General features: G+C 56.4%; 17 protein-coding genes and 1 other annotated feature. Of the genes, 11 read left to right on the top strand and 6 right to left on the bottom strand.

What is annotated here, in order from left to right:
- Positions 1–342 precede the first annotated feature (342 nt).
- Positions 343–3,489: a multidrug efflux RND transporter permease subunit AcrB gene (acrB, locus tag CU081_RS22455; protein WP_022650497.1), complete on the bottom strand. Its 3,147-nt coding sequence runs from the start codon at positions 3,487–3,489 to the stop codon at positions 343–345.
- 22 nt (positions 3,490–3,511) lie between these two features.
- Positions 3,512–4,705 (bottom strand): multidrug efflux RND transporter periplasmic adaptor subunit AcrA, encoded by a 1,194-nt coding sequence (acrA, locus tag CU081_RS22450; protein ID WP_058647476.1) that lies wholly within the window; start codon positions 4,703–4,705, stop codon positions 3,512–3,514.
- A 141-nt stretch (positions 4,706–4,846) separates the two neighbouring features.
- On the opposite strand from acrA, the gene acrR reads away from it, so the two are divergent.
- Both acrR and mscK read left to right on the top strand, forming a co-directional pair.
- Positions 4,847–5,500 carry a multidrug efflux transporter transcriptional repressor AcrR gene (gene acrR, locus CU081_RS22445; protein ID WP_032645864.1) on the top strand — a complete coding sequence of 218 codons (654 nt, stop codon included), beginning with the start codon at positions 4,847–4,849 and terminating at the stop codon, positions 5,498–5,500.
- Between the two features lie 113 nt (positions 5,501–5,613).
- Entirely contained in the window at positions 5,614–8,961 is a 3,348-nt protein-coding gene (gene mscK / locus CU081_RS22440; RefSeq protein WP_022650500.1) for a mechanosensitive channel MscK, read from the top strand.
- A 1-nt stretch (position 8,962) separates the two neighbouring features.
- On the opposite strand, the gene rsmS is transcribed toward mscK, so the two are convergent.
- Both rsmS and priC read right to left on the bottom strand, forming a co-directional pair.
- Positions 8,963–9,139, bottom strand: a complete 177-nt coding sequence (gene rsmS, locus CU081_RS22435) for a pleiotropic regulatory protein RsmS (protein ID WP_022650501.1) — start codon at positions 9,137–9,139, stop codon at positions 8,963–8,965.
- A gap of 12 nt (positions 9,140–9,151) precedes the next feature.
- The gene (priC, locus tag CU081_RS22430; RefSeq protein ID WP_022650502.1) at positions 9,152–9,679 is read right to left on the bottom strand and encodes a primosomal replication protein N''; all 528 of its coding nucleotides are present in this window, start codon (positions 9,677–9,679) and stop codon (positions 9,152–9,154) included.
- 50 nt (positions 9,680–9,729) lie between these two features.
- On the opposite strand from priC, the gene CU081_RS22425 reads away from it, so the two are divergent.
- From CU081_RS22425 to CU081_RS22380, 9 genes are all read left to right on the top strand, one after another.
- Positions 9,730–10,107, top strand: coding sequence for a DUF454 family protein (locus tag CU081_RS22425; RefSeq protein ID WP_022650503.1), 378 nt, complete (start codon positions 9,730–9,732; stop codon positions 10,105–10,107).
- Between the two features lie 151 nt (positions 10,108–10,258).
- Positions 10,259–10,810 carry an adenine phosphoribosyltransferase gene (apt, locus tag CU081_RS22415; RefSeq protein WP_000127359.1) on the top strand — a complete coding sequence of 184 codons (552 nt, stop codon included), beginning with the start codon at positions 10,259–10,261 and terminating at the stop codon, positions 10,808–10,810.
- Positions 10,811–10,898: 88 nt separating this feature from the next.
- Positions 10,899–12,827, top strand: a complete 1,929-nt coding sequence (gene dnaX / locus CU081_RS22410; protein WP_017383214.1) for a DNA polymerase III subunit gamma/tau — start codon at positions 10,899–10,901, stop codon at positions 12,825–12,827.
- Positions 12,157–12,221, top strand: a sequence feature (DnaX frameshifting element). It overlaps the preceding gene by 65 nt.
- Before the next feature lie 53 nt (positions 12,828–12,880).
- Complete coding sequence (locus tag CU081_RS22405; protein ID WP_003858972.1) at positions 12,881–13,213, top strand: YbaB/EbfC family nucleoid-associated protein; 333 nt, start codon at positions 12,881–12,883, stop codon at positions 13,211–13,213.
- Complete coding sequence (gene recR, locus CU081_RS22400) at positions 13,213–13,818, top strand: recombination mediator RecR (RefSeq protein ID WP_006809843.1); 606 nt, start codon at positions 13,213–13,215, stop codon at positions 13,816–13,818. Before CU081_RS22405 ends, recR begins: the two co-directional genes overlap by 1 nt.
- 110 nt (positions 13,819–13,928) lie before the next feature.
- A complete protein-coding gene (htpG, locus tag CU081_RS22395) occupies positions 13,929–15,803 on the top strand; it encodes a molecular chaperone HtpG (protein WP_022650504.1) in 1,875 nt (624 codons plus the stop codon).
- A 195-nt stretch (positions 15,804–15,998) separates the two neighbouring features.
- The gene (gene adk / locus CU081_RS22390) at positions 15,999–16,643 is read left to right on the top strand and encodes an adenylate kinase (protein WP_006809841.1); all 645 of its coding nucleotides are present in this window, start codon (positions 15,999–16,001) and stop codon (positions 16,641–16,643) included.
- 124 nt (positions 16,644–16,767) lie between these two features.
- Complete coding sequence (gene hemH, locus CU081_RS22385) at positions 16,768–17,730, top strand: ferrochelatase (RefSeq protein WP_022650505.1); 963 nt, start codon at positions 16,768–16,770, stop codon at positions 17,728–17,730.
- A 62-nt stretch (positions 17,731–17,792) separates the two neighbouring features.
- Positions 17,793–19,097: an inosine/guanosine kinase gene (locus CU081_RS22380; RefSeq protein ID WP_022650506.1), complete on the top strand. Its 1,305-nt coding sequence runs from the start codon at positions 17,793–17,795 to the stop codon at positions 19,095–19,097.
- A 105-nt stretch (positions 19,098–19,202) separates the two neighbouring features.
- Here CU081_RS22380 and ybaL read toward each other — a convergent pair whose 3' ends face one another.
- Both ybaL and CU081_RS22370 read right to left on the bottom strand, forming a co-directional pair.
- The gene (ybaL, locus tag CU081_RS22375; protein WP_022650507.1) at positions 19,203–20,879 is read right to left on the bottom strand and encodes a YbaL family putative K(+) efflux transporter; all 1,677 of its coding nucleotides are present in this window, start codon (positions 20,877–20,879) and stop codon (positions 19,203–19,205) included.
- A gap of 232 nt (positions 20,880–21,111) precedes the next feature.
- A complete protein-coding gene (locus CU081_RS22370; RefSeq protein WP_022650508.1) occupies positions 21,112–22,332 on the bottom strand; it encodes an MFS transporter in 1,221 nt (406 codons plus the stop codon).

The following is a 22,332-nucleotide window of genomic DNA, read 5'->3' as shown; positions in this document are numbered from 1 at the left end:
GAGCCTTTACGCAAATGTACCTTTTGCAGCAACCACGTTAATCAAATAAAAAACCGTTTTTTATCGGTTCCTTAAAATTCATTGAGTTAGCGCAAAGTTTCATGTGAAGTCCGAAACCAGATATCTTCAGATAATTTCCGTTACTTAGGAATAGTCCGAATAATTTACGCCGCAAAATGATAATAAAAGAAGGCTGAGTTCCTGGTGTAAGTTATCGGCCTATTATGCCAGGCCTCATTTAAAAAGAAGAAAATAAATAGAAAAGCAATAGGTCTATTTTATGATTTTTTCTGAAAATGAAAAAGGCCGCAAATGCGGCCTTTTTATCATGTGAAACCGGTATCAGTGATGTTCTACCGAATGATTGTGCTCAACATCTTCATTTTTGCGGCTGAAGCGGCGACGAACCACCACGAAGAACACCGGTACGAAGAAGATGGCGAGAACGGTCGCCGTGACCATACCACCCATTACACCCGTACCTACCGCGTTCTGTGCGCCGGAGCCCGCGCCGGAGCTGATAACCAGCGGCATAACGCCGAGGATAAACGCCAGGGACGTCATCAGGATTGGACGCAAACGCATACGAACGGCTTCCAGCGTTGCTTCAATCAGGCCTTTTCCTTCTTTCTCCATCAGATCTTTGGCGAATTCGACGATGAGTATCGCGTTCTTCGCCGACAAGCCAATGGTTGTCAGCAGGCCCACCTGGAAGTAAACGTCGTTGGTCAGCCCACGGAAGGTTGCGGCAAGCAGTGCACCGATAACCCCCAGCGGAACCACCAGCATAACGGAGAACGGAATCGACCAGCTCTCATACAATGCCGCCAGACACAGGAACACCACAATCAGTGAAATGGCGTACAGGGCAGGGGCCTGGTTACCGGACAGACGTTCCTGATAGGACATGCCGGTCCAGTCGTAGCCGATACCCGCAGGTAGTTTGCTGGCCAGTTCTTCCATCAGGTTCATGGCTTCACCGGTGCTTCGGCCTGGCGCTGCCTGACCGAGGATTTCCATCGATGGCAAGCCGTTATAACGCTCCAGACGCGGCGAACCGTATTCCCAGCGCGAGGTTGAGAAGGCGGAGAACGGCACCATCTGGCCATCGCTACCGCGAACGTACCAGTTGTTGATATCGTTCGGCAGCATGCGGTATTGCGCTTCGGACATCACGTACACTTTCTTCACGCGACCACGGTCGATGAAGTCGTTGACGTAGCTGCCACCCCAGGCTGCACCCAGCGTGGTATTAATGTCGCTGATGGAAACACCCAGCGCCTGCGCTTTTTCCTGGTCGATATCGATCTTGTACTGCGGCGTATCTTCCAGGCCGTTAGGACGCACGCCCACCAGCAGGTCAGGGTGTTTTGCCACCTCGCCAAACAGCTGGTTACGCGCCTGCGTCAGTTTTTCGTGGCCCAGACCGCCCTGGTCAATCAGCTGGAAGTCGAAGCCGGTCGCCGTACCCAGTTCAACAATCGCTGGCAGGTTAAAGGCAAAGACCATCGCATCTTTAATCTGTGAGAAGGTGCCCATTGCACGGCCGGTAATGGCTTCTACCTTGTTCTCTGCACCTGGACGTTCAGACCAGTCTTTCAGAGAAACGAAGGCGATACCGGTGTTCTGACCACGACCCGCGAAGCCAAAGCCGTTAACCGCAAACACGGATTCGACGTTGTCTTTCTCTTTGGTCAGGAAGTAGTCGGTCATCTCATCCAGCACTTTCTGCGTACGCTCTTGCGTCGCACCGGCCGGAAGCTGCGCCATACTCAGGAACACGCCCTGGTCTTCATCTGGCAGGAACGAGCTTGGCAGACGAACGAACAGGAATGCCATCCCCACCACGATGATGATATAGAGCAGCAGGTAACGACCGGTGCTGCGCAGGATGTTACCCACGCTGTCGGTGTAGTGGTGCGTGCTCTTATCAAACATGCGGTTGAACCAGCCGAAGAACCCTTTATGCTCGCCGTGTCCGCCTTTCTGAATCGGCTTCAGCATCGTCGCGCACAGGGCTGGCGTCAGGATCAGCGCAACCAGTACCGACAGCGCCATCGCCGAAACGATGGTGATGGAGAACTGACGGTAAATCGCACCGGTAGAGCCGCCAAAGAAGGCCATCGGGATAAACACCGCGGACAGTACCATCGCGATACCGACCAGCGCGCCCTGGATCTGGCCCATAGATTTACGGGTTGCTTCCTTCGGCGGCAGGCCTTCTTCCGCCATCACACGCTCGACGTTTTCGACCACCACGATGGCGTCATCCACCAGCAGGCCGATGGCGAGCACCATCCCGAACATCGTCAGGGTGTTTATCGAGTAGCCAAATATCGCCAGAACCGCGAAGGTCCCAAGCAATACAACCGGTACGGCGATGGTTGGGATCAGCGTCGCGCGGAAGTTTTGCAGGAACAGGTACATTACCAGGAAGACGAGGATGATCGCCTCAACCAGGGTTTTTACCACTTCGTGAATCGAAATTTTTACGAACGGCGTAGTGTCATACGGATAAACGATTTTCAGACCTGACGGGAAGAACGGTTCCATCTTCTTCAGCTCTGCACGAATAGCCGTCGCGGTGTCCAGGGCGTTAGCGCCGGTCGCCAGTTTGATACCCAGACCAGATGCCGGCTTGCCGTTGAACTTCGCGATAACGTCGTAGTTCTCGCCGCCCAGCTCCACTTTCGCTACGTCACGCAGGCGAACCTGCGAACCGTCCTGATTCACTTTCAGCAGAATTTTGCTGAACTCATCCGCGGAGGTCAGACGGGTTTGCGCGATGATCGAGGCGTTAAGCTGCTGGCCCTTGACCGGCGGCGTACCGCCTAACTGACCGGCTGCCACCTGGGCGTTCTGCGCTTTGATGGCGTTAATCACGTCAACCGGCGTCAGCTGGAAGTTGTTCAGTTTATTCGGATCCATCCAGATACGCATGGCGTACTGGGAACCAAACAGCTGAACGTCACCCACACCTGACGTACGGCTGATGGCGTCCTTCATGTTGGCGCCCACGTAGTCGGAAATATCCTCCTGCGTCATGGTGCCGTTGGTGTTGATCACGCCGACAACCATCAGGAAGCTACTGGACGATTTCTCGACGCTCACGCCCTGCTGTTGTACTTCCTGCGGCAGCAGAGGCATCGCCAGCTGCAATTTGTTCTGCACCTGAACCTGCGCAATGTCCGCATCCGTACCGGATTCAAAGGTCAGGGTGATCTGAACCGTACCGGTTGAGTCACTGTTTGAGGACATGTACATCAGGTTATCGATACCGTTCATGTTCTGTTCGATAACCTGCGTAACGGTATCCTGCACCGTTTTCGCATCAGCGCCCGGGTAGGTTGCGGAGATCGTTACTGCCGGTGGCGCAATCGTTGGATATTGCGCAACAGGCAGCTTCAGGATCGCAAGTCCCCCGGCCAGCATGATGATAATGGCGATCACCCACGCAAATATGGGGCGATCGATAAAGAAATTAGGCATGTCTTAACGGCTCCTGTTTAAGTTAAGACTTGGTTTGTTCTGACTGGCCAGCGGCCGACGCTTGTTGTTTGTCGTCAGATTTCACTTCCTGCGCTTTGACCTGCGCGCCAGGACGAACTTTTTGCAAACCAGTAATAATCACGCGATCGCCATCTTTCAGACCTTCCGTCACCAGCCACTTGTCGCCAATCGCCTGCGTTGCAGTGATATTGCGCATTTCGACTTTGTTATCGGCACCCACAACCAGCGCGCTCGCATCGCCGCGTGGCGTACGGGTCACACCCTGCTGAGGAACCAGAATGGCGCTTGGGTTAGTCCCTTCCTCAAGACGGGCGCGTACGAACATACCCGGCAGCAGGGTTTTATCCGGATTCGGGAAAATGGCCCGGATGGTGATTGAGCCGGTGGTCTGATCGACGGTCACATCAGAAAATTCCAGTGTACCGGTCTGCGAGAACTCGATACCGTCGTTGGTAACCAGTTCAACCTTGGCTTTACCGTTTTCCTGTTTCAGTTGACCGCTTGCCAGCTCCTGTTTGAGACGCAGGAAATCGTTGCTGGACTGGGTAACGTCAACATAGATCGGGTCAAGCTGCTGCACGGTGGCCAGTGCGTTGGTCTGACCGTTTTGCACCAGTGCACCTTCGGTGACGGCAGATTTACCAATGCGACCGCTGATAGGGGAGGTCACTTTGGTGTAGGCCAGGTTAATACGCGCGGTTTCTACCGCCGCTTTCGCCGCCACAACGGCCGCGTTGGCTTGCTGCGCATCGGCCAGGGCTGAATCATAATCCTGTTGGCTGATGTACTGCGTGCCGAGCAGCTTCTTGTAACGATTCAACGTCAGCTGCGAAATTTTGGCTGCCGCTTCTGCTTTCGCCAGATCGCCTTTAGCGCTCTCATAAGACGCCTGGTAGGTTGCTGGATCAATCTGATACAGAGACTCACCTGCCTTGACATCACCGCCTTCGGTGAAGTTACGTTTCAGGATGATACCGCTTACCTGCGGACGCACTTCCGCAATGCGATAGGCGCTGGTGCGGCCCGGTAGTTCTGTTGTCATCTGGAGAGGTTCGGATTTGAGCGTCACGACGCCAACTTCTGGCACCTGCTGAGCTCCTTGTTGAGCCTCTTTGTCGTCACATCCTGAAAGCGCTAAGCTGCCTGAGAGCATCAGAACGACCGCCAGAGGCGTTAACCCTCTGTTTTTGTTCATATGTAAACCTCGAGTGTCCGATTTCAAATTGATCAAGGGTCCTGAGTCTAAAAACCCATTGCTGCGTTTATATTATCGTCATGCTATGGTACATACATTCATAAATGTATGTAAATCTGACTCCTGTAAATTCATCAACGTATGGCACGAAAAACCAAACAACAAGCGCTGGAAACCCGACAACACATTCTGGATGTGGCAATGCGTTTGTTCTCACAGCAGGGTGTTTCGGCAACCTCGCTGGCACAGATTGCTCAGGCCGCGGGCGTCACGCGGGGAGCGATTTACTGGCATTTCAAAGACAAGTCCGATCTGTTTGGTGAAATCTGGGAGCTTTCAGAGTCCAGCATTAGCGATCTTGAGAGTGAGTATCGGGCAAAATTCCCTCACGATCCACTCTCTGTGTTAAGAGAAATTCTAGTATATATCCTTGAAGCGACAGTTGTTGAAGAGCGCCGCCGTCTGATGATGGAAATCATCTTCCATAAATGTGAGTTCGTTGGCGAAATGGCGGTGGTTCAGCAGGCGCAACGCAACCTGTGTCTGGAAAGCTACGATCGCATCGAACAGGTCCTCACGGAGTGCATGCAGGCCAAAATGCTTCCTGCCACCTTACTCACCCGCCGGGCGGCGATCCTGATGCGCAGCTATATTTCCGGCCTGATGGAAAACTGGCTTTTTGCTCCGGAGTCGTTCGATCTCAGATCAGAGGCGCGCAGCTATGTCGACATTTTTCTTGAGATGTGCCAGCTCTGTCCGACCCTTCAAAGTAAGCATCACCCCCGTTCTGCCTGATCGGGTACGGGAAAAATCGTAGACCCTTTCCGTCGTACTATTCTGCTTCAGCCGGGCGTGATATCCTTCATGCCCGACTATTTCCGGTCATTTCTCACATCACATTCACAACTATGCTGCACACCAATCGCTCGCAACATCCTGTTCTGGCCCTGTTTTTGATCCTGCTGTTTTACTTTGCAGCCGCGCCGCTTTCCTGGGCCCGTGCAGACAACGGCAGTGACATTCCCACGCGTGCTGATGTTCAGGCGCAACTCGACACCCTGAATAAGCAGAAAGATCTGTCCGCCCTGGAAAAACTTGTTCAGCAGGACCTGACGGAAACCCTGGAAACGCTGGACAAGATAGATCGTATCAAAGCCGAAACGGCCCAGCTGAGGCAGAAGGTCGCTCAGGCGCCGGAAAACATGCGTAAGGCTACGGAGGCGCTGAATGCGCTCAGCGACGTCGACAACGACGATGAAACCCGAAAAACGCTTGCCACGCTGTCGTTGCGCCAGCTTGAGTCGCGCGTGGCGCAGCTGCTGGACGATCTGCAAACGGCGCAGTCCGATCTCTCAACCTATAACAGCCAGCTGGTTTCGCTGCAAACCCAGCCTGAGCGCGTGCAGAACGCCATGTACTCCGCATCGCAACAGCTACAGCAGATACGTAACCGTCTGAATGGCGTCACCGTTGGGGAAGGGGCGCTTCGCCCCACCCAGCAAACGCTGCTGAATATCCAGCAGACGCTGCTAAACGCGGAGATTGAACAGCAGCGTAAGAGCCTGGAAGGCAACACGGTGCTACAGGATGCGCTGCAAAAACAGCGTGACTACGTGACCGCGAATATCAACCGGCTTGAGCATCAGCTTCAGCTGTTGCAGGAAGCGGTAAACAGCAAGCGCCTGACCCTGACTGAAAAAACGGCCCAGGAAGCGGTCTCGCCAGACGAGACGGCGCGTATTCAGGCCAACCCGCTGGTGAAGCAGGAGCTGGAGATTAACCACCAGCTGAGCGAACGTCTGATCCAGGCGACTGAAAACGGCAGCGCGCTGGTACAGCAGAATATCAAGGTCAAAAACTGGCTGGATCGCGCGTTGCAGGCCGAGCGTAACGTCAAGGAGCAGATTGCCGTCCTGAAGGGCAGCCTGCTGCTGTCGCGCATTCTCTACCAGCAACAGCAGACGCTGCCGTCCGCCGACGAGCTGGAAGACATGACCAATCGCATTGCGGATTTGCGTCTTGAACAGTTTGACGTCAACCAGCAGCGCGATGCGCTATTCCAGAGCGATACCTTCGTTGCCAAAGTGGAAGAGGGCCATTCAGGTGAAGTGAACGCTGAAGTTCACGACGCGCTGTTGCAGGTGGTGGACATGCGCCGCGAACTGCTCGATCAGCTCAACAAGCAGCTGGGCAACCAGTTGATGATGGCGATTAACCTGCAAATCAACCAGCAGCAGCTGGTGAGCGTTTCTAAAAGCCTCCAGGAGATCCTGACCCAGCAGATTTTCTGGGTGAACAGCAATAAACCCATGGACTGGGACTGGTTTAAATCTTTCCCGGAAACGCTGAAATCCCAGATAAAAAGCATGAAAATTACCGTGAACTGGGAGAAAGCCTGGCCTGCGGTAATGATTGCCTTCCTGGCGGGACTGCCTTTGCTGCTCATCGCTGGCGTAATACGCTGGCGTTTGAAATGGCTGAAACAGTACCAGGCGAAGCTGGCCTCGGAAGTGGGCCAACTGCGTAACGACAGCCAGCTGCACACCCCGAAAGCGATCCTGATCGATCTGATCCGTGCTCTGCCGGTCTGCCTGTTGATACTCGCCGTGGGCCTGATCCTGCTGACCATGCAGTTGAATATCAGCGATCTGCTGTGGGCGTTCAGCAAGAAGCTGGCGCTGTTCTGGCTGGTGTTTGGCCTGTGCTGGAAAGTGCTGGAAAAAGATGGCGTCGCCGTCCGCCACTTCAACATGCCGGAAAAACTCACCAGCCACTGGCGTCGCCAGATTGTACGCATCAGCCTCGCGCTGCTGCCGCTGCACTTCTGGTCAGTTGTGGCCGAGCTTTCGCCGCTGCATCTGATGGATGACGTACTGGGGCAACTGGTGATTATGCTGAACCTGCTGCTGATTGCCGTCCTTATGTGGCCGATGTGCCGCGACAGCTGGCGGGATAAAGAGTCCCATAATCTTCGTCTGGTTACCGTAACGGTGCTGGCGATCATTCCGCTGGCGCTGATGGTGCTGACGGCGACGGGTTACTTCTATACCACGCTGCGTCTGTCAGGCCGCTGGATCGAAACGGTTTATCTGGTGATTGTGTGGAACCTGCTGTTCCAGACCGTGCTGCGTGGTTTGAGCGTAGCGGCGCGCCGCATTGCGTATCGTCGTGCTGTTGCCCGTCGGCAGCATCAGGTGAAAGAGGGGGCTGAAGGGGCAGAGCCGCAGGAAGAGCCGACTATCGCCCTGGAGCAGGTCAACCAGCAAACGATGCGTATTACCATGCTGGTGATGATCGCCCTGTTTGCGGTGATGTTCTGGGCCATCTGGTCTGATTTAATTACCGTCTTCGCCTACCTCGACAGTATCACGCTCTGGCAATACAACGGTACCGAAGCGGGCGCTGCGGTAATGAAAAGCGTCACCATGGGCAGCCTGCTCTTTGCGCTGGTGTCGTCAGTGGTTGCCTGGGCGTTGATCCGCAACCTGCCGGGTCTGCTGGAAGTGCTGGTGCTCTCGAGGCTGAACCTGCGTCAGGGGGCGTCGTACGCCATTACTACCATCCTGAACTACGTCATTATTATTGTCGGGGCGATGACGGTATTCGGCTCGCTGGGCGTCTCGTGGGATAAACTTCAGTGGCTGGCGGCAGCGTTGTCGGTGGGTCTGGGCTTCGGCTTGCAGGAGATCTTCGGTAACTTTGTCTCTGGCCTGATTATCCTGTTCGAACGTCCGGTGCGTATCGGCGATACCGTCACCATCGGCACCTTCTCCGGGACCGTCAGCAAGATCCGCATCCGTGCGACCACCATTACCGACTTCGATCGTAAAGAGGTGATCATCCCGAACAAAGCCTTTGTGACCGAGCGCCTGATCAACTGGTCGCTCTCGGATACCACCACCCGCGTGGTGATCCGACTCGGGGTGGCCTACGGTTCAGATCTGGATAAAGTGAAAGAGGTCCTGCTGGAAGCCGCGAAATCACATCCTAAAGTGATGCACGATCCTGCGCCTGACGTGTTCTTCACCACCTTCGGGCCAAGCACGCTGGATCATGAGCTGCGCCTGTACGTACGCGAACTGCGCGATCGCAGCTACACCGTCGATGAGCTGAACCGCACCATTGACCGTCTGTGTCGTGAAAACAATATAAATATCGCCTTCAACCAGCTTGAAGTGCACCTGCGTAACGAGAAAGGTGACGAGCATACGGAAGTGAAGCGCGAAATTAAGGGGGACGACCCTACTCCTGCTTGAATTATTTCCCTCTCCCCTCTGGGGAGAGGGCAGGGTGAGGGGGAAGTTTCCCCTCAAAATCCCGCCGCACAATCTCCAGCGCTTTCAGCACCGTCTCAGCCGGGATCGCATGATTCTCCAGCAGCATAATTAAATCGACGGCCAGTTTGACCTCATCGGGGGCATTTTCCAGTGACATCCGCTGCTCCTGTTAACGGGTCAGGCGTTCAATGACGCGTTCAATCTCATCCAGCGCCTGACGGCAGCGGACGATGCGGCCTTCCAGCGCGCTGATTTCACGCATTAATAACTGCTGCTCTTCCAGCGTTTCGCTGGTGTTCAGGCGGGCTTCGCGCTCACGCTTCATCTCAAACAGACGGCGCTCAAACTCCTGGTTCTCCAGCCGCTTGCGCTGCCATTTTCCCAGTCCCGGCGAGGCGCTGTCCCACGCCCGTAGCGGCCAGGCGGCGATTTCCCGGTGCAGGGCGGTGATCTGCTCGGTAAGATGCTCCGCAAGCCACGCGACCTGTTCCTGCTGTTCACTCTCAACCGCGTGGCGAAGCTCGTCGAGGTTGGTCTGCGCTTCAGCAAGATAATCCTGAATGACGGTGCTGCGGGTGCGGAAGAGCTGCCGGTCAAAGCGCGGTTTCAGCGTGGCGTGGCCCATCAGCGGTGTGGCCTGCGCCCGCAGCGCGATCAGCTGATTTTGCAGCCTCTCAAGAAGCAGTGCTGTTTTCAAGGCGCTCTCCAGTGGTAAAGTAGCCGTTCAGTTTGATAACGATTCGCATTATGCAGCGTACTATTTTAATCATCATTGGCTGGCTCGCGGTAGTGCTGGGTACGCTGGGTGTGGTTTTGCCCTTGCTGCCGACCACCCCGTTTATCCTGTTGGCCGCCTGGTGCTTCGCCCGCTCGTCGCCGCGTTTTCACCACTGGCTTCTGTACCGCTCGTGGTTCGGCGGCTACCTGCGGCACTGGCAAAAACACCGGGCTATGCCGCCCGGGGCCAAGCCGCGCGCCATTGCCTTCATCCTGATCACCTTCGCCGTCTCGTTATGGCTGGTGAAAATGATGTGGGTGCGCATTCTGCTGCTGGCGATCCTGGCCTGCCTGCTGATCTTTATGTGGCGGATCCCCGTGGTTGATGAAAAGCAACAAAAGCACTGAAGCCTCATCATGGCGGTTGCAATTATGGCGCACAGCCAGTAAATTCGACCGTTTTCGAGCACAGGTGCGCCTGGTCAAAGGTTAAACAACTGTTACTTTGACCGACTCGTCGCGCGCCGTGAGTAACACTGTTTCATTTAGGCACAAACCGATGACCGCAACTGCACAGCAGCTTGAATATCTGAAAAATAGCATCAAAAGTATCCAGGACTATCCAAAACCTGGCATTCTTTTCCGCGATGTCACCAGCTTGCTGGAAGACCCGAAAGCGTACGCCCTCAGCATTGAACTGCTGGTTGAGCGTTATAAAAACGCCGGGATCACCAAAGTAGTAGGTACTGAAGCCCGTGGCTTCCTGTTTGGCGCACCGGTTGCGCTGGCGATGGGCGTGGGTTTTGTGCCGGTGCGTAAGCCGCGCAAACTGCCGCGTGAAACCATTGCTGAGAGCTATGAGCTGGAATACGGCACCGATCAGCTGGAAATTCACGTTGATGCTATCAAGCCAGGCGACAAAGTGCTGGTGGTGGACGATCTGCTGGCAACCGGCGGCACCATCGAAGCGACCGTGAAGCTGATCCGTCGTCTGGGCGGGGAAGTGACCGACGCGGCATTCATCATCAACCTGTTCGATCTCGGCGGCGAGCAGCGTCTGGAAAAACAGGGTATTACCAGCTACAGCCTGGTGCCATTCCCGGGACATTAATCCCATATCTCACAACCTCGCTCAATGGGTGAGGTTGTGATAGCATTCCCCTCCATTAATTCACCTTCCAGCGTTGCAGAGCCTGCCCATGAGTTATCAGGTGTTAGCCCGTAAATGGCGACCACAAACCTTTGCTGACGTTGTCGGTCAGGAACATGTGCTGACGGCCCTGGCGAACGGCTTGTCGCTAGGTCGCATCCATCACGCCTATCTTTTTTCCGGCACCCGCGGCGTCGGTAAAACCTCTATTGCCCGTCTGCTGGCAAAAGGTCTGAACTGCGAAACCGGGATCACCGCCACCCCGTGCGGCGTGTGCGACAACTGTCGTGAGATCGAGCAGGGGCGTTTTGTCGATCTGATTGAGATCGACGCCGCCTCGCGCACCAAAGTGGAAGACACCCGCGATCTGCTGGACAACGTCCAGTACGCCCCGGCGCGCGGCCGCTTCAAGGTCTATCTGATCGATGAAGTGCACATGCTGTCGCGCCACAGCTTCAACGCCCTGCTGAAAACGCTGGAAGAGCCGCCTGCACATGTCAAATTCCTGCTGGCGACCACCGATCCGCAAAAGCTGCCGGTCACGATCCTCTCACGCTGCCTGCAATTCCATCTGAAGGCGCTCGACGTTGAGCAGATCCGCGCTCAGCTTGAGCATATTCTCGATGAAGAGAACATTGTTCATGAACCGCGCGCGCTGCAACTGCTGGCCCGTGCGGCGGACGGCAGCCTGCGCGATGCGCTAAGCCTGACCGACCAGGCGATTGCCAGCGGTGACGGTAAACTCTCCACCGACGCGGTCAGCACCATGCTCGGCACGCTGGATGACGATCAGGCGCTGTCGCTTATTGAAGCGATGATCGCCGCCAACGGTGAGCGGGTGATGACGCTCGTCAACGATGCCGCCGCCCGTGGCATTGAATGGGAAGCGCTGCTGGTCGAGATGCTCAGCCTGCTGCACCGCGTGGCGATGCTGCAATTGTCCCCGTCGGCCATTGGCGCAGACATGGCGACCATTGAGCAGCGGATGCGTGAACTTGCGCGCACCGTGCCGCCGGCTGACGTTCAGCTTTATTATCAGACGCTGCTGATCGGCCGCAAAGAGCTGCCGTTTGCACCGGATCGCCGGATGGGCGTTGAAATGACGCTGCTGCGCGCACTGGCCTTCCATCCGCGCAAGCCACTGCCGGAGCCGGAAACGCCCCGGCAGTCCTTTGCGCCGGTTGCGCCGACCGCGGTAATGTCACCGCAGCAGGTGCCACCGCAACCGGCATCGCCGCCGCCGCAAAACGTGCCGCTGTCGGATGCCACCAGTTCGGTGCTTGCCGCACGAAGCCAGTTGCAACGTGCGCAGGGAGCAACCAAACCAAAAAAGAGTGAACCGGCAGCGCCTGCAAGAGCGCGGCCGGTGAACAACGCCGCGCTTGAACGACTGGCCTCGGTAACGGAGCGCGTGCAGTCGCGTCCGGCACCGTCCGCGCTCGAGCAAAAAGCCCCGGCGAAAGAAGAGGCATACCGCTGGAAGGCGACTACCGTTGTTGAAACGGTCAAGGAAGTGGTCGCCACGCCAAAAGCGCTGAAAAAGGCGCTGGAGCATGAAAAAACGCCGGAGCTGTCCGCGAAGCTTGCGGAAGAGTCCATCGAGCGCGACGCCTGGGCCGCCGAGGTCAGCAAACTCCAGCTGCCGAAGCTGGTTGAGCAGGTCGCGCTGAACGCCTGGAAAGAGCAGGACGGTAATCAGGTGCGTCTGCACCTGCGCCCTGGGCAGCGGCACCTCAACTCCCCTGGCGCGCAAAAGGCGCTGGCCGAGGCGCTTACCGCATTACAGGGTGTGCCGGTTGAATTGACTATCATTGAAGATGATAATCCGGCGGTTAAAACGCCGCTCGAGTGGCGTCAGGCCATTTATGAAGAGAAGCTCGCGCAGGCGCGCGAGGCGATAATTGCGGATAACAACATCCAGACCCTGCGCCGGTTCTTCGACGCCGATCTGGATGAAGAGAGTATTCGCCCCATTTGATCGTGAGTCTGACTTACGGTTGTAATCCTTAACGTGAAAGAAGAGAGAAGCCTATGTTTGGTGGAAAAGGCGGTCTGGGTGGCCTGATGAAGCAGGCTCAGCAGATGCAGGAAAAAATGCAGAAGATGCAGGAAGAGATCGCTCAGCTGGAAGTCACGGGTGAATCCGGTGCCGGTCTGGTCAAGGTGACCATCAACGGTGCGCATAACTGCCGTCGCGTGGAAATCGACCCGAGCCTGCTCGAAGACGACAAAGAGATGCTGGAAGATCTGGTTGCAGCCGCGTTTAACGATGCCGCTCGCCGTATCGACGAAACCCAGAAAGAGAAAATGGCCTCTGTTTCCAGCGGTATGCAACTGCCGCCGGGCTTTAAGATGCCATTCTGATGCAAACCAGTCCGCTGCTCACGCAGTTAATGGAAGCACTGCGCTGCCTGCCGGGCGTTGGCCCGAAGTCGGCGCAGCGTATGGCGTTTACGCTATTGCAGCGCGACCGCAGCGGCGGGATGCGCCTGGCGCAGGCTCTGACCCGCGCCATGTCAGAAATTGGTCACTGTGCGGATTGCCGTACCTTTACCGAGCAGGACGTATGCAACATCTGCACGAACCCGCGTCGTCAGGAAAACGGTCAGATTTGCGTGGTGGAGAGTCCGGCGGACATCTACGCCATCGAACAAACCGGGCAGTTTTCCGGCCGCTATTTCGTGCTGATGGGGCATCTCTCCCCGCTGGACGGCATCGGCCCGGACGATATCGGTCTCGATCGTCTGGAGCAGCGCCTGGAGTCGGAAACCATCAAAGAGGTGATCCTCGCCACCAACCCCACGGTGGAAGGGGAGGCAACCGCCAACTACATCGCCGAACTGTGCGCGCAGTACGGCGTTGACGCCAGCCGCATCGCCCACGGCGTGCCGGTCGGCGGTGAGCTGGAGATGGTCGACGGCACCACGCTGTCGCACTCGCTGGCCGGACGTCACAAGATTATTTTCTGACCAAACGGAGGCTGCGCGCGCGGCCTCCGCTTGAAAATTTCCCCCCTTATCCCCATCTCTCACTCAACGTTTTACAACCCCATTAAATGGCATTGTTGAGGTCGACTTAGATGAAAGGACAAGAAACCCGTGGTTTCCAGTCAGAAGTAAAACAGCTTCTGCACCTGATGATCCATTCCCTGTATTCCAACAAAGAAATTTTCCTGCGTGAGCTGATTTCCAACGCCTCCGATGCGGCGGACAAGCTGCGCTTCCGCGCGCTGTCTAACCCGGATCTGTATGAAGGCGACGGCGAACTGCGCGTGCGCGTCTCGTTCAATAAAGAGAACCGCACCCTGACGATTGCCGATAACGGCATCGGGATGAACCGCGACGAGGTGATCGACCACCTCGGGACCATCGCCAAATCCGGCACCAAAGCGTTCCTTGAGTCCATGGGCTCTGACCAGGCGAAAGACAGCCAGCTGATTGGTCAGTTCGGCGTAGGCTTCTACTCGGCGTTCATCGTGGCGGACAAAGTCACCGTGCGCACTCGCGCCGCGGGCGACAGCGCCGAGAACGGCGTGCTGTGGGAATCCAAAGGGGAAGGCGAGTACACCGTTGATGACATCACCAAAGCGGATCGCGGCACCGAAATCACCCTGCACCTGCGTGAAGGCGAAGACGATTTCCTGAACGACTGGCGCGTACGCTCCATCATCAGCAAGTATTCCGACCACATCGCGCTGCCGGTTGAGATTGAAAAACAGGAAGAGAAAGACGGCGAAACCGTGGTTTCCTGGGAGAAAATCAACAAGGCGCAGGCGCTGTGGACGCGTAACAAAGCTGAAATTAAAGACGACGAGTACAACGAATTCTACAAGCACATCGCCCACGACTTTACCGACCCGCTGACCTGGAGCCACAACCGTGTGGAAGGTAAGCAGGAGTACACCAGCCTGCTGTACATCCCGGCACAGGCGCCGTGGGACATGTGGAACCGCGATCACAAGCATGGCCTGAAGCTGTACGTGCAGCGCGTGTTCATCATGGACGACGCCGAGCAGTTCATGCCGAACTATCTGCGCTTTGTGCGCGGCCTGATTGATTCCAACGACCTGCCGCTGAACGTCTCGCGTGAAATCCTTCAGGACAGCACCGTCACCCGTAACCTGCGTAACGCCCTGACCAAACGTGCGTTGCAGATGCTGGAAAAACTGGCGAAGGACGATGCGGAAAAATACCAGACCTTCTGGAAACAGTTTGGCCTGGTGCTGAAAGAAGGTCCGGCGGAAGACACCGCGAATGTGGAAGCTATCGCTAAACTGCTGCGCTTCGCCTCTACGCACAACGACTCCTCCGCCCAGACCGTGTCGCTGGAAGAGTACGTCTCCCGCATGAAAGAAGGGCAGGAGAAGATCTACTACATCACCGCCGACAGCTATGCGGCAGCGAACAGCAGCCCGCACCTGGAGCTGCTGCGTAAGAAAGGCATCGAAGTGCTGCTGCTGTCTGACCGCATCGACGAGTGGATGATGAACTACCTGACCGAGTTCGACGGTAAATCCTTCCAGTCCGTTGCCAAAGCCGACGAGTCTATCGATAAGCTGGCGGATGAAGTGGACGAAAGCGCGAAAGAAGCCGAGAAGGCGCTGGAGCCGTTCATTGAGCGCGTGAAAACCCTGCTGGGTGACCGCGTGAAAGAGGTGCGCTTCACGCACCGTCTGACCGATACGCCTGCCATTGTCACCACCGATGCGGACGAAATGAGCACCCAGATGGCGAAGCTGTTCGCTGCGGCGGGCCAGGCCGTGCCGGAAGTGAAATATATCTTTGAGCTTAATCCGGATCACCCGCTGGTGAAACGCGCGGCGGATACCCAGGACGACGCCCGCTTTGCGGAGTGGGTTGAACTGCTGCTGGATCAGTCCCTGCTGGCCGAGCGCGGTACGCTGGAAGATCCTAACCTGTTCATTAAACGTGTGAATGCGCTGCTGCTGGCGTAACTGACCACGTCTCCCCTGGTCTTCTCCCTCTCCCCGTGGGAGAGGGCCGGGGTGAGGGCACCAGACCGCACTCTCCCTAATTATCTCCCCTCATTAACCGTTTCAGCCTCCCCGCCTTCCTTGAGCGATACCCGTTCTGGTGGTATTGTTTAGCGCTTTTGAAAAATTGAATCGACATTTGAGGGGATTTTCGCAATGCGTATTATTCTGCTTGGCGCTCCGGGCGCGGGTAAGGGAACTCAGGCTCAGTTCATCATGGAGAAATACGGTATTCCGCAAATCTCTACTGGTGACATGCTGCGTGCCGCTGTTAAATCTGGCTCCGAGCTGGGCAAACAAGCTAAAGACATCATGGACGCAGGCAAGCTGGTGACCGACGAACTGGTTATCGCGCTGGTAAAAGAGCGCATTGCTCAGGAAGACTGCCGCAATGGTTTCCTGCTGGACGGCTTCCCGCGCACCATTCCTCAGGCTGACGCCATGAAAGAAGCGGGCATCAACGTGGATTACGTGCTGGAGTTCGACGTACCGGACGAGCTGATCGTTGACCGTATCGTTGGCCGTCGCGTACACGCTGCTTCTGGCCGCGTTTACCACATTAAATTCAACCCACCTAAGGTTGAAGGCAAAGACGACGTGACCGGCGAAGAGCTGACCACCCGTAAAGACGATCAGGAAGAAACCGTGCGTAAACGCCTGGTGGAATACCATCAGATGACCGCACCGCTGATCGGCTACTACACCAAAGAAGCGCAGGCGGGTAACACCAAATACGCGAAAGTGGACGGCACCAAAGCCGTGGCTGACGTACGTGCAGAGCTGGAAAAAATTCTCGGCTAAGCGCACCTCTCTCACCCGGAGCCCCGGGTGAGAAAAATTCTCATCTCACCTATTGCAGCAATGGGTTTCGTTTAAACGCATTTCCGCTACAATTGACAGCCTATCAAATGGTTAAGAGGCGTGAATGAGTCAGGCGAAAACCGGCATCCTGCTTGCCAATCTGGGCACCCCAGAAGCACCTACTCCAGCGGCGGTAAAACGCTACCTGCGACAATTTTTAAGCGACACGCGCGTCGTGGATACCCCAAGACTGCTGTGGTGGCCACTGCTGCGTGGCGTCATTCTGCCGATTCGTTCCCCGCGTGTGGCAAAGCTCTATCAGTCCGTGTGGATGGAAGAGGGCTCGCCGCTGATGGTGTACAGCCGTCGTCAGGAGAAGGCGCTGGCCGCACGCCTGCCGGACATGCCCGTTGCGCTCGGCATGAGCTACGGTAAGCCGTCCCTGGAAAGCGCCGTTGACTCTCTGCTGGCGCAGGGCGTTGAACACATTGTGGTGCTGGCTCTATATCCGCAGTATTCGTGCTCCACGGTAGCTGCCGTCTGGGACGAACTGGGGCGCATTCTGGCGACCCGCCGCCGTATACCGGGTATCACCTTTATCCGCGACTACGCCGATAACGAGCTGTACATTCAGGCGCTTGCCAGCAGCGCGCGCGCGTCGTTTGAAAAACACGGCGAGCCGGATCTGCTGCTGCTCTCCTATCACGGTATTCCGCAGCGTTTCGCGAACGAAGGGGACGATTACCCCCAGCGTTGCCGCGATACCACCCGCGAGCTGGTCTCCGCCCTCGGCCTGCCGCCTGAGAAGGTGATGATGACCTTCCAGTCGCGCTTCGGCCGTGAACCTTGGCTGACCCCGTATACTGATGAAACGCTAAAAATGCTGGGCGAGAAGGGCGTGAAGCACATTCAGGTGATGTCGCCGGGCTTCTCGGCGGACTGTCTGGAAACGCTGGAAGAAATTGCCGTCCAGAACAAAGAGTTCTTTATGGAGGCGGGCGGAACGAAATACGAATACATTCCTGCGCTTAACGACTCCCCTGAACACATCGACATGATGGTGTCACTGGTCACCACCCGCCGCTGATCGCGTTACGGGCCGGGTTTGTGCTACCATTCCCGGCCCGTATTCTTTGCACAGTTCAGACCATGAAATTTCCCGGTAAACGTAAGTCCAAACACTATTTCCCCGTCGATGCCCGCGATCCGCTGTTACAGCAAATTCAGCAGGAAAGCGAAACCAGCGCTGCCTGGGTGGTCGGTATCGATCAGACGCTGGTGGACATTGAAGCCAAAGTGGATGATGCGTTTGTCGCTCGTTACGGTCTGAGCGCCGGGCACTCGCTGGTGATTGAGGATGACGTTGCTGAAGCGCTGTATCAGGAGCTGGTGCGCGAAAATCTTATCACCCACCAGTTTGCCGGCGGCACTATCGGCAACACCATGCACAACTACTCCGTACTGGCAGACGACCGCTCGGTGCTGCTTGGCGTGATGTGTAGCAATATCGAAATCGGTGGCTACGCCTACCGCTACCTGTGCAATACCTCCAGCCGCACCGATCTGAACTATTTACAGGGCGTTGACGGGCCGATTGGCCGCTGCTTTACGCTGATAAGCGATTCCGGCGAGCGTACCTTTGCCATCAGCCCCGGCCATATGAATAAGCTGCGCGCTGAAAGTATCCCGGAAGAGGTGATCGCGGGCGCGTCTGCGCTGGTACTGACCTCCTATCTGGTGCGCTGCAAGCCGGGCGAACCAATGCCGGACGCAACCATGAAGGCAATTGAGTACGCGAAGAAATACAACGTGCCTGTGGTTCTGACGCTGGGCACCAAATTCGTCATTGCCGACAACCCGGAGTGGTGGCAGGCCTTCCTGAAAGAACACGTCTCGATTCTGGCGATGAATGAAGAAGAAGCCGAAGCGCTGACCGGTGAAAGCGATCCGCTGCTGGCGTCTGATAAGGCGCTGGACTGGGTGGACCTGGTGCTCTGCACCGCCGGGCCGGTCGGGCTGTACATGGCGGGCTTCACGGAAGAAGAGAGCAAGCGTAAAACCCAGCACCCGCTGCTGCCGGGCGCAATCGCCGAATTTAACCAGTACGAGTTCAGCCGCGCTATGCGTCATAAAGACTGCATCAACCCGCTGCGCATCTTCTCTCACATCGCACCGTATATGGGTGGCCCTGAGAAGATCATGAACACCAACGGCGCGGGCGACGGCGCGCTGGCCGCGCTGCTGCACGACATTACCGCCAACGCCTACCACAAAACCAACGTGCCGAATTCCAGCAAACATACCTTCGACTGGCTGACCTATTCCTCGCTGGCGCAGGTGTGTAAGTACGCGAACCGCGTGAGTTATCAGGTGCTGAACCAGCATTCTCCGCGCTTAACGCGGGGGCTGCCGGAACGGGAAGACAGCCTCGAAGAGGCGTACTGGGATAGGTAAAAGAAACCCCTCACCCTAACCCTCTCCCCATAGGGGAGAGGGAACTTGAACACCCTCTCCCCTATGGGGAGAGGGCTGGGGTGAGGGGACCAGACCGCACAAAACTTACCCCGTCACCGCCTCTTCAACCGGCGGTTTCGTCAGCATTGTCAGCATCGTATTCGCAATCTCACGCTCACCCATCACCACCTGATTCGCGCCGCGCTCGGTGATGTACTCCACTTCGTCATCATAATGGGCGCGGGCAATGATTTCGATATGCGGGCATTTTTCACGGGCTGTGGCGACAATCTCGCCAGCCTCGTAACCGTTCGGGATAGTGAGCAGCAGCCAGCGAGCGCAGTCCAGATGCGCCAGATTCATAATCTCTTCGTTAGCCGCGTTGCCCAGCACCGCGCGGATGCCGCGCTCGCGAAGTTCGTCGACGCGGGTGCGTGACGTTTCAATCACTACAAGTGGAATGCCCTGAGCCATCAGTTTTTCACCCAGCAGGCTGCCGACGCGGCCAAAACCGACCAGCAGCGCGTGGTTGCAGATATCCACCGGGATCTGTTTCTCTTCTTCTGTCGCCTCTTCCAGCGTCAGCTCTTCGAGGGTTTCGGTCTTCTCGAGATATTTCTCCAGCAGGGCAAACAATACCGGGTTCAACATGATGGAGAGGATCGCCCCCGCCAGCACCAGATTTTGCCCCGCCTGTGGCAGCAGGTTCAGGGCCATCCCCAGACCGGCAAGAATAAAGGCGAACTCGCCAATCTGCGCCAGGCTGGCGGCGATGGTCAGCGCCGTGCGCGGCGAGTGACCGAACATCCGCACCAGGAAGAAGGCGGCAACGGACTTACCAAAGATGATGATTGCCAGCGTACCCAGTACGGCCAGCGGCTGCTGGATGAGGATCAACGGGTCGAACAGCATCCCGACGGAGACGAAGAACAGCACCGCGAATGCATCACGTAGCGGCAGGGTATCGTGCGCGGCGCGGTGGCTCAGCTCGGACTCGTTCAGCACCATCCCGGCGAAGAACGCGCCCAGCGCAAAGGAGACGTCAAACAGCTCGACGGCGCCAAAGGCAATGCCCAGCGCCAGCGCAAGGACTGAAAGCGTGAACAGTTCACGCGAGCCCGTGGCGGCGCTGCGGGACATGATCCACGGCACCAGACGGCGGCCCACCAGCATCATGATGGCGATAAACGCCACAACCTTACCGATGGTAATGCTCATATCTAGTGCCAGCGAGGCGAAGCCGATATTCTCTTTTTCCATCATCCCGGCGACGGCGGGCAGCAGAACCAGCGTCAACACCATTACCAGATCTTCAACAATCAGCCAGCCTATCGCGATTTGCCCGCGCTGGCTGTCTATCAGCTGCCTCTCTTCAAGCGCGCGCAGCAGCACCACGGTACTGGCGGTTGAAAGACACAGCCCAAATACGATACCGGTCATGATTGACCAGCCCAGCACCGCCGAAAGCGCCATGCCCAGCAGCGTCGCCACCCCTATCTGGGCGATCGCTCCCGGTATGGCGATCGACTTTACCGCCATCAGATCCTTCAGGGAAAAATGCAGCCCGACGCCAAACATCAGCAGGATCACGCCTAATTCCGCCAGCTCAGGCGCCAGTTTGGTATCTGCGACAAAACCCGGCGTAAAGGGCCCTGCCAGCACGCCCGCCAGCAAATAGCCTACCAGGGGCGAAATACGCAGTTTATTGGCAATCATGCCGAGAATAAAAGCGAGCACAAGTCCACCAACAATGGTGGTGATAAGCGGTGTGGCGTGGTGCATTCCGTCTCCTTTTGCGATGGGTGATCCATTTTTGGTGCAAATACCAAAAAGCCGATTAATAGTTTATGACAATTTTTACGCTTATGTTTATGAATAATTGTTGAAAACACAATAAAAAGGCAATAAGCATGAAAAAAGGCAGATTTTGATAAATTTGCTAAGGGGAGGGAGAGGAAAGCCTTATGGTATCAGGTTATCCGGCTGCCAAAGTTTAACTTTGGCAGCCGTGAAGTTACGCTTTATGACGGTTGTCAGGCAGGAATATGGTCAACATCCCCAGAAGTGGCAGGAAAGCGCAGATTTTATAGACCAGGAAGATGCTGGTGTGGTCGGCAACCATCCCTAAAACGGCTGCGCCAAGGCCGCCCATGCCAAAGGCAAAACCGAAAAAGAGGCCGGAAACCATACCGATACGTCCCGGCAGCAGCTCCTGCGCGTAGACCAGGATGGCTGAAAATGCCGATGCGAGAATAAAACCAATAATCACCGTCAATATTCCGGTCCATTCCAGCGTTGCGTAGGGTAAAACAAGCGTAAACGGTGCAACGCCGAGGATAGAGCCCCAAATCACATATTTACGTCCGATTTTATCCCCCACAGGGCCGCCAATCACCGTGCCTGCCGCCACCGCAAACAGGAAGGCAAAGAGATGGAACTGGGCGTTTTGTACCGATAATCCGAATTTTTGCATCAGATAGAAGGTGTAATAGCTGCTGATGCTCGCCATATAGAAATATTTCGAGAAAATCAGCACCAGCAGCACGCTGACGGCAAGGATCACCTTATTGCGCGGAAGGGGGTTGGTTATCTTCACGGCAGGTTTTCCCTTATTTACGCGATGCTGCGCGGCATACCAGCGGCTGATTTGCGCCAGGACGACAATCGCCAGCAGCGCGGCCAGCACAAACCACGCCACGTTGCCTTTACCGTAGGGCGCGATAATCACCGCCGCCAGCAGAGGACCGAGGGAGCTACCAAAGTTCCCCCCCACCTGGAACAGAGACTGCGCCAGCCCGTGGCGTCCGCCGGAGGCCATACGCGCCACGCGGGACGATTCCGGATGGAACACCGATGAACCGGTTCCCACCAGCGCCGCGGCAACCAGTACCGCCTCAAAGCTGCCCGCCATGGCCAGCAGCACCAGCCCGCTCAGGGTGAAGCACATCCCAATGGGCAGCGACCATGGCATCGGGTATTTGTCCGTCCAATAGCCCACCACCGGCTGTAGCAGCGAAGAGGCCAGCTGGAAGGTCAGGGTGATCATCCCGATCTGCACGAAGGTTAATGAGAACTCAGACTGCAACAGCGGGTAGATCGCCAGAATCAGCGACTGGATCATGTCGTTGAGCAGATGAGAGAGACTGATTGCGCCTAATACTTTAAAGGAAGTGCGCGATTTCGGCGGCGACGCCGGAGCGCCCTGGACGGGCTGGGTTGATTCACTGATTGCCAT

Origin of the sequence: Enterobacter sp. CRENT-193, assembly GCF_002787395.1 — a bacterium.
In the GTDB taxonomy this organism is placed as follows: domain Bacteria; phylum Pseudomonadota; class Gammaproteobacteria; order Enterobacterales; family Enterobacteriaceae; genus Enterobacter; species Enterobacter hormaechei_C.
This window is presented reverse-complemented; position numbering and strand designations above follow the sequence as displayed.

Excerpts from the sequence above, each read along its gene's own strand:
- acrB (WP_022650497.1), bottom strand. The coding sequence starts at position 3,489 with ATGCCTAATTTCTTTATCGATCGCCCCATATTTGCGTGGGTGATCGCC.
- acrA (WP_058647476.1), bottom strand. The coding sequence starts at position 4,705 with ATGAACAAAAACAGAGGGTTAACGCCTCTGGCGGTCGTTCTGATGCTC.
- acrR (WP_032645864.1), top strand. The coding sequence starts at position 4,847 with ATGGCACGAAAAACCAAACAACAAGCGCTGGAAACCCGACAACACATT.
- mscK (WP_022650500.1), top strand. The coding sequence starts at position 5,614 with ATGCTGCACACCAATCGCTCGCAACATCCTGTTCTGGCCCTGTTTTTG.
- rsmS (WP_022650501.1), bottom strand. The coding sequence starts at position 9,139 with ATGTCACTGGAAAATGCCCCCGATGAGGTCAAACTGGCCGTCGATTTA.
- CU081_RS22425 (WP_022650503.1), top strand. The coding sequence starts at position 9,730 with ATGCAGCGTACTATTTTAATCATCATTGGCTGGCTCGCGGTAGTGCTG.
- apt (WP_000127359.1), top strand. The coding sequence starts at position 10,259 with ATGACCGCAACTGCACAGCAGCTTGAATATCTGAAAAATAGCATCAAA.
- dnaX (WP_017383214.1), top strand. The coding sequence starts at position 10,899 with ATGAGTTATCAGGTGTTAGCCCGTAAATGGCGACCACAAACCTTTGCT.
- CU081_RS22405 (WP_003858972.1), top strand. The coding sequence starts at position 12,881 with ATGTTTGGTGGAAAAGGCGGTCTGGGTGGCCTGATGAAGCAGGCTCAG.
- recR (WP_006809843.1), top strand. The coding sequence starts at position 13,213 with ATGCAAACCAGTCCGCTGCTCACGCAGTTAATGGAAGCACTGCGCTGC.
- htpG (WP_022650504.1), top strand. The coding sequence starts at position 13,929 with ATGAAAGGACAAGAAACCCGTGGTTTCCAGTCAGAAGTAAAACAGCTT.
- adk (WP_006809841.1), top strand. The coding sequence starts at position 15,999 with ATGCGTATTATTCTGCTTGGCGCTCCGGGCGCGGGTAAGGGAACTCAG.
- hemH (WP_022650505.1), top strand. The coding sequence starts at position 16,768 with ATGAGTCAGGCGAAAACCGGCATCCTGCTTGCCAATCTGGGCACCCCA.
- CU081_RS22380 (WP_022650506.1), top strand. The coding sequence starts at position 17,793 with ATGAAATTTCCCGGTAAACGTAAGTCCAAACACTATTTCCCCGTCGAT.
- ybaL (WP_022650507.1), bottom strand. The coding sequence starts at position 20,879 with ATGCACCACGCCACACCGCTTATCACCACCATTGTTGGTGGACTTGTG.
- CU081_RS22370 (WP_022650508.1), bottom strand. The coding sequence starts at position 22,332 with ATGGCAATCAGTGAATCAACCCAGCCCGTCCAGGGCGCTCCGGCGTCG.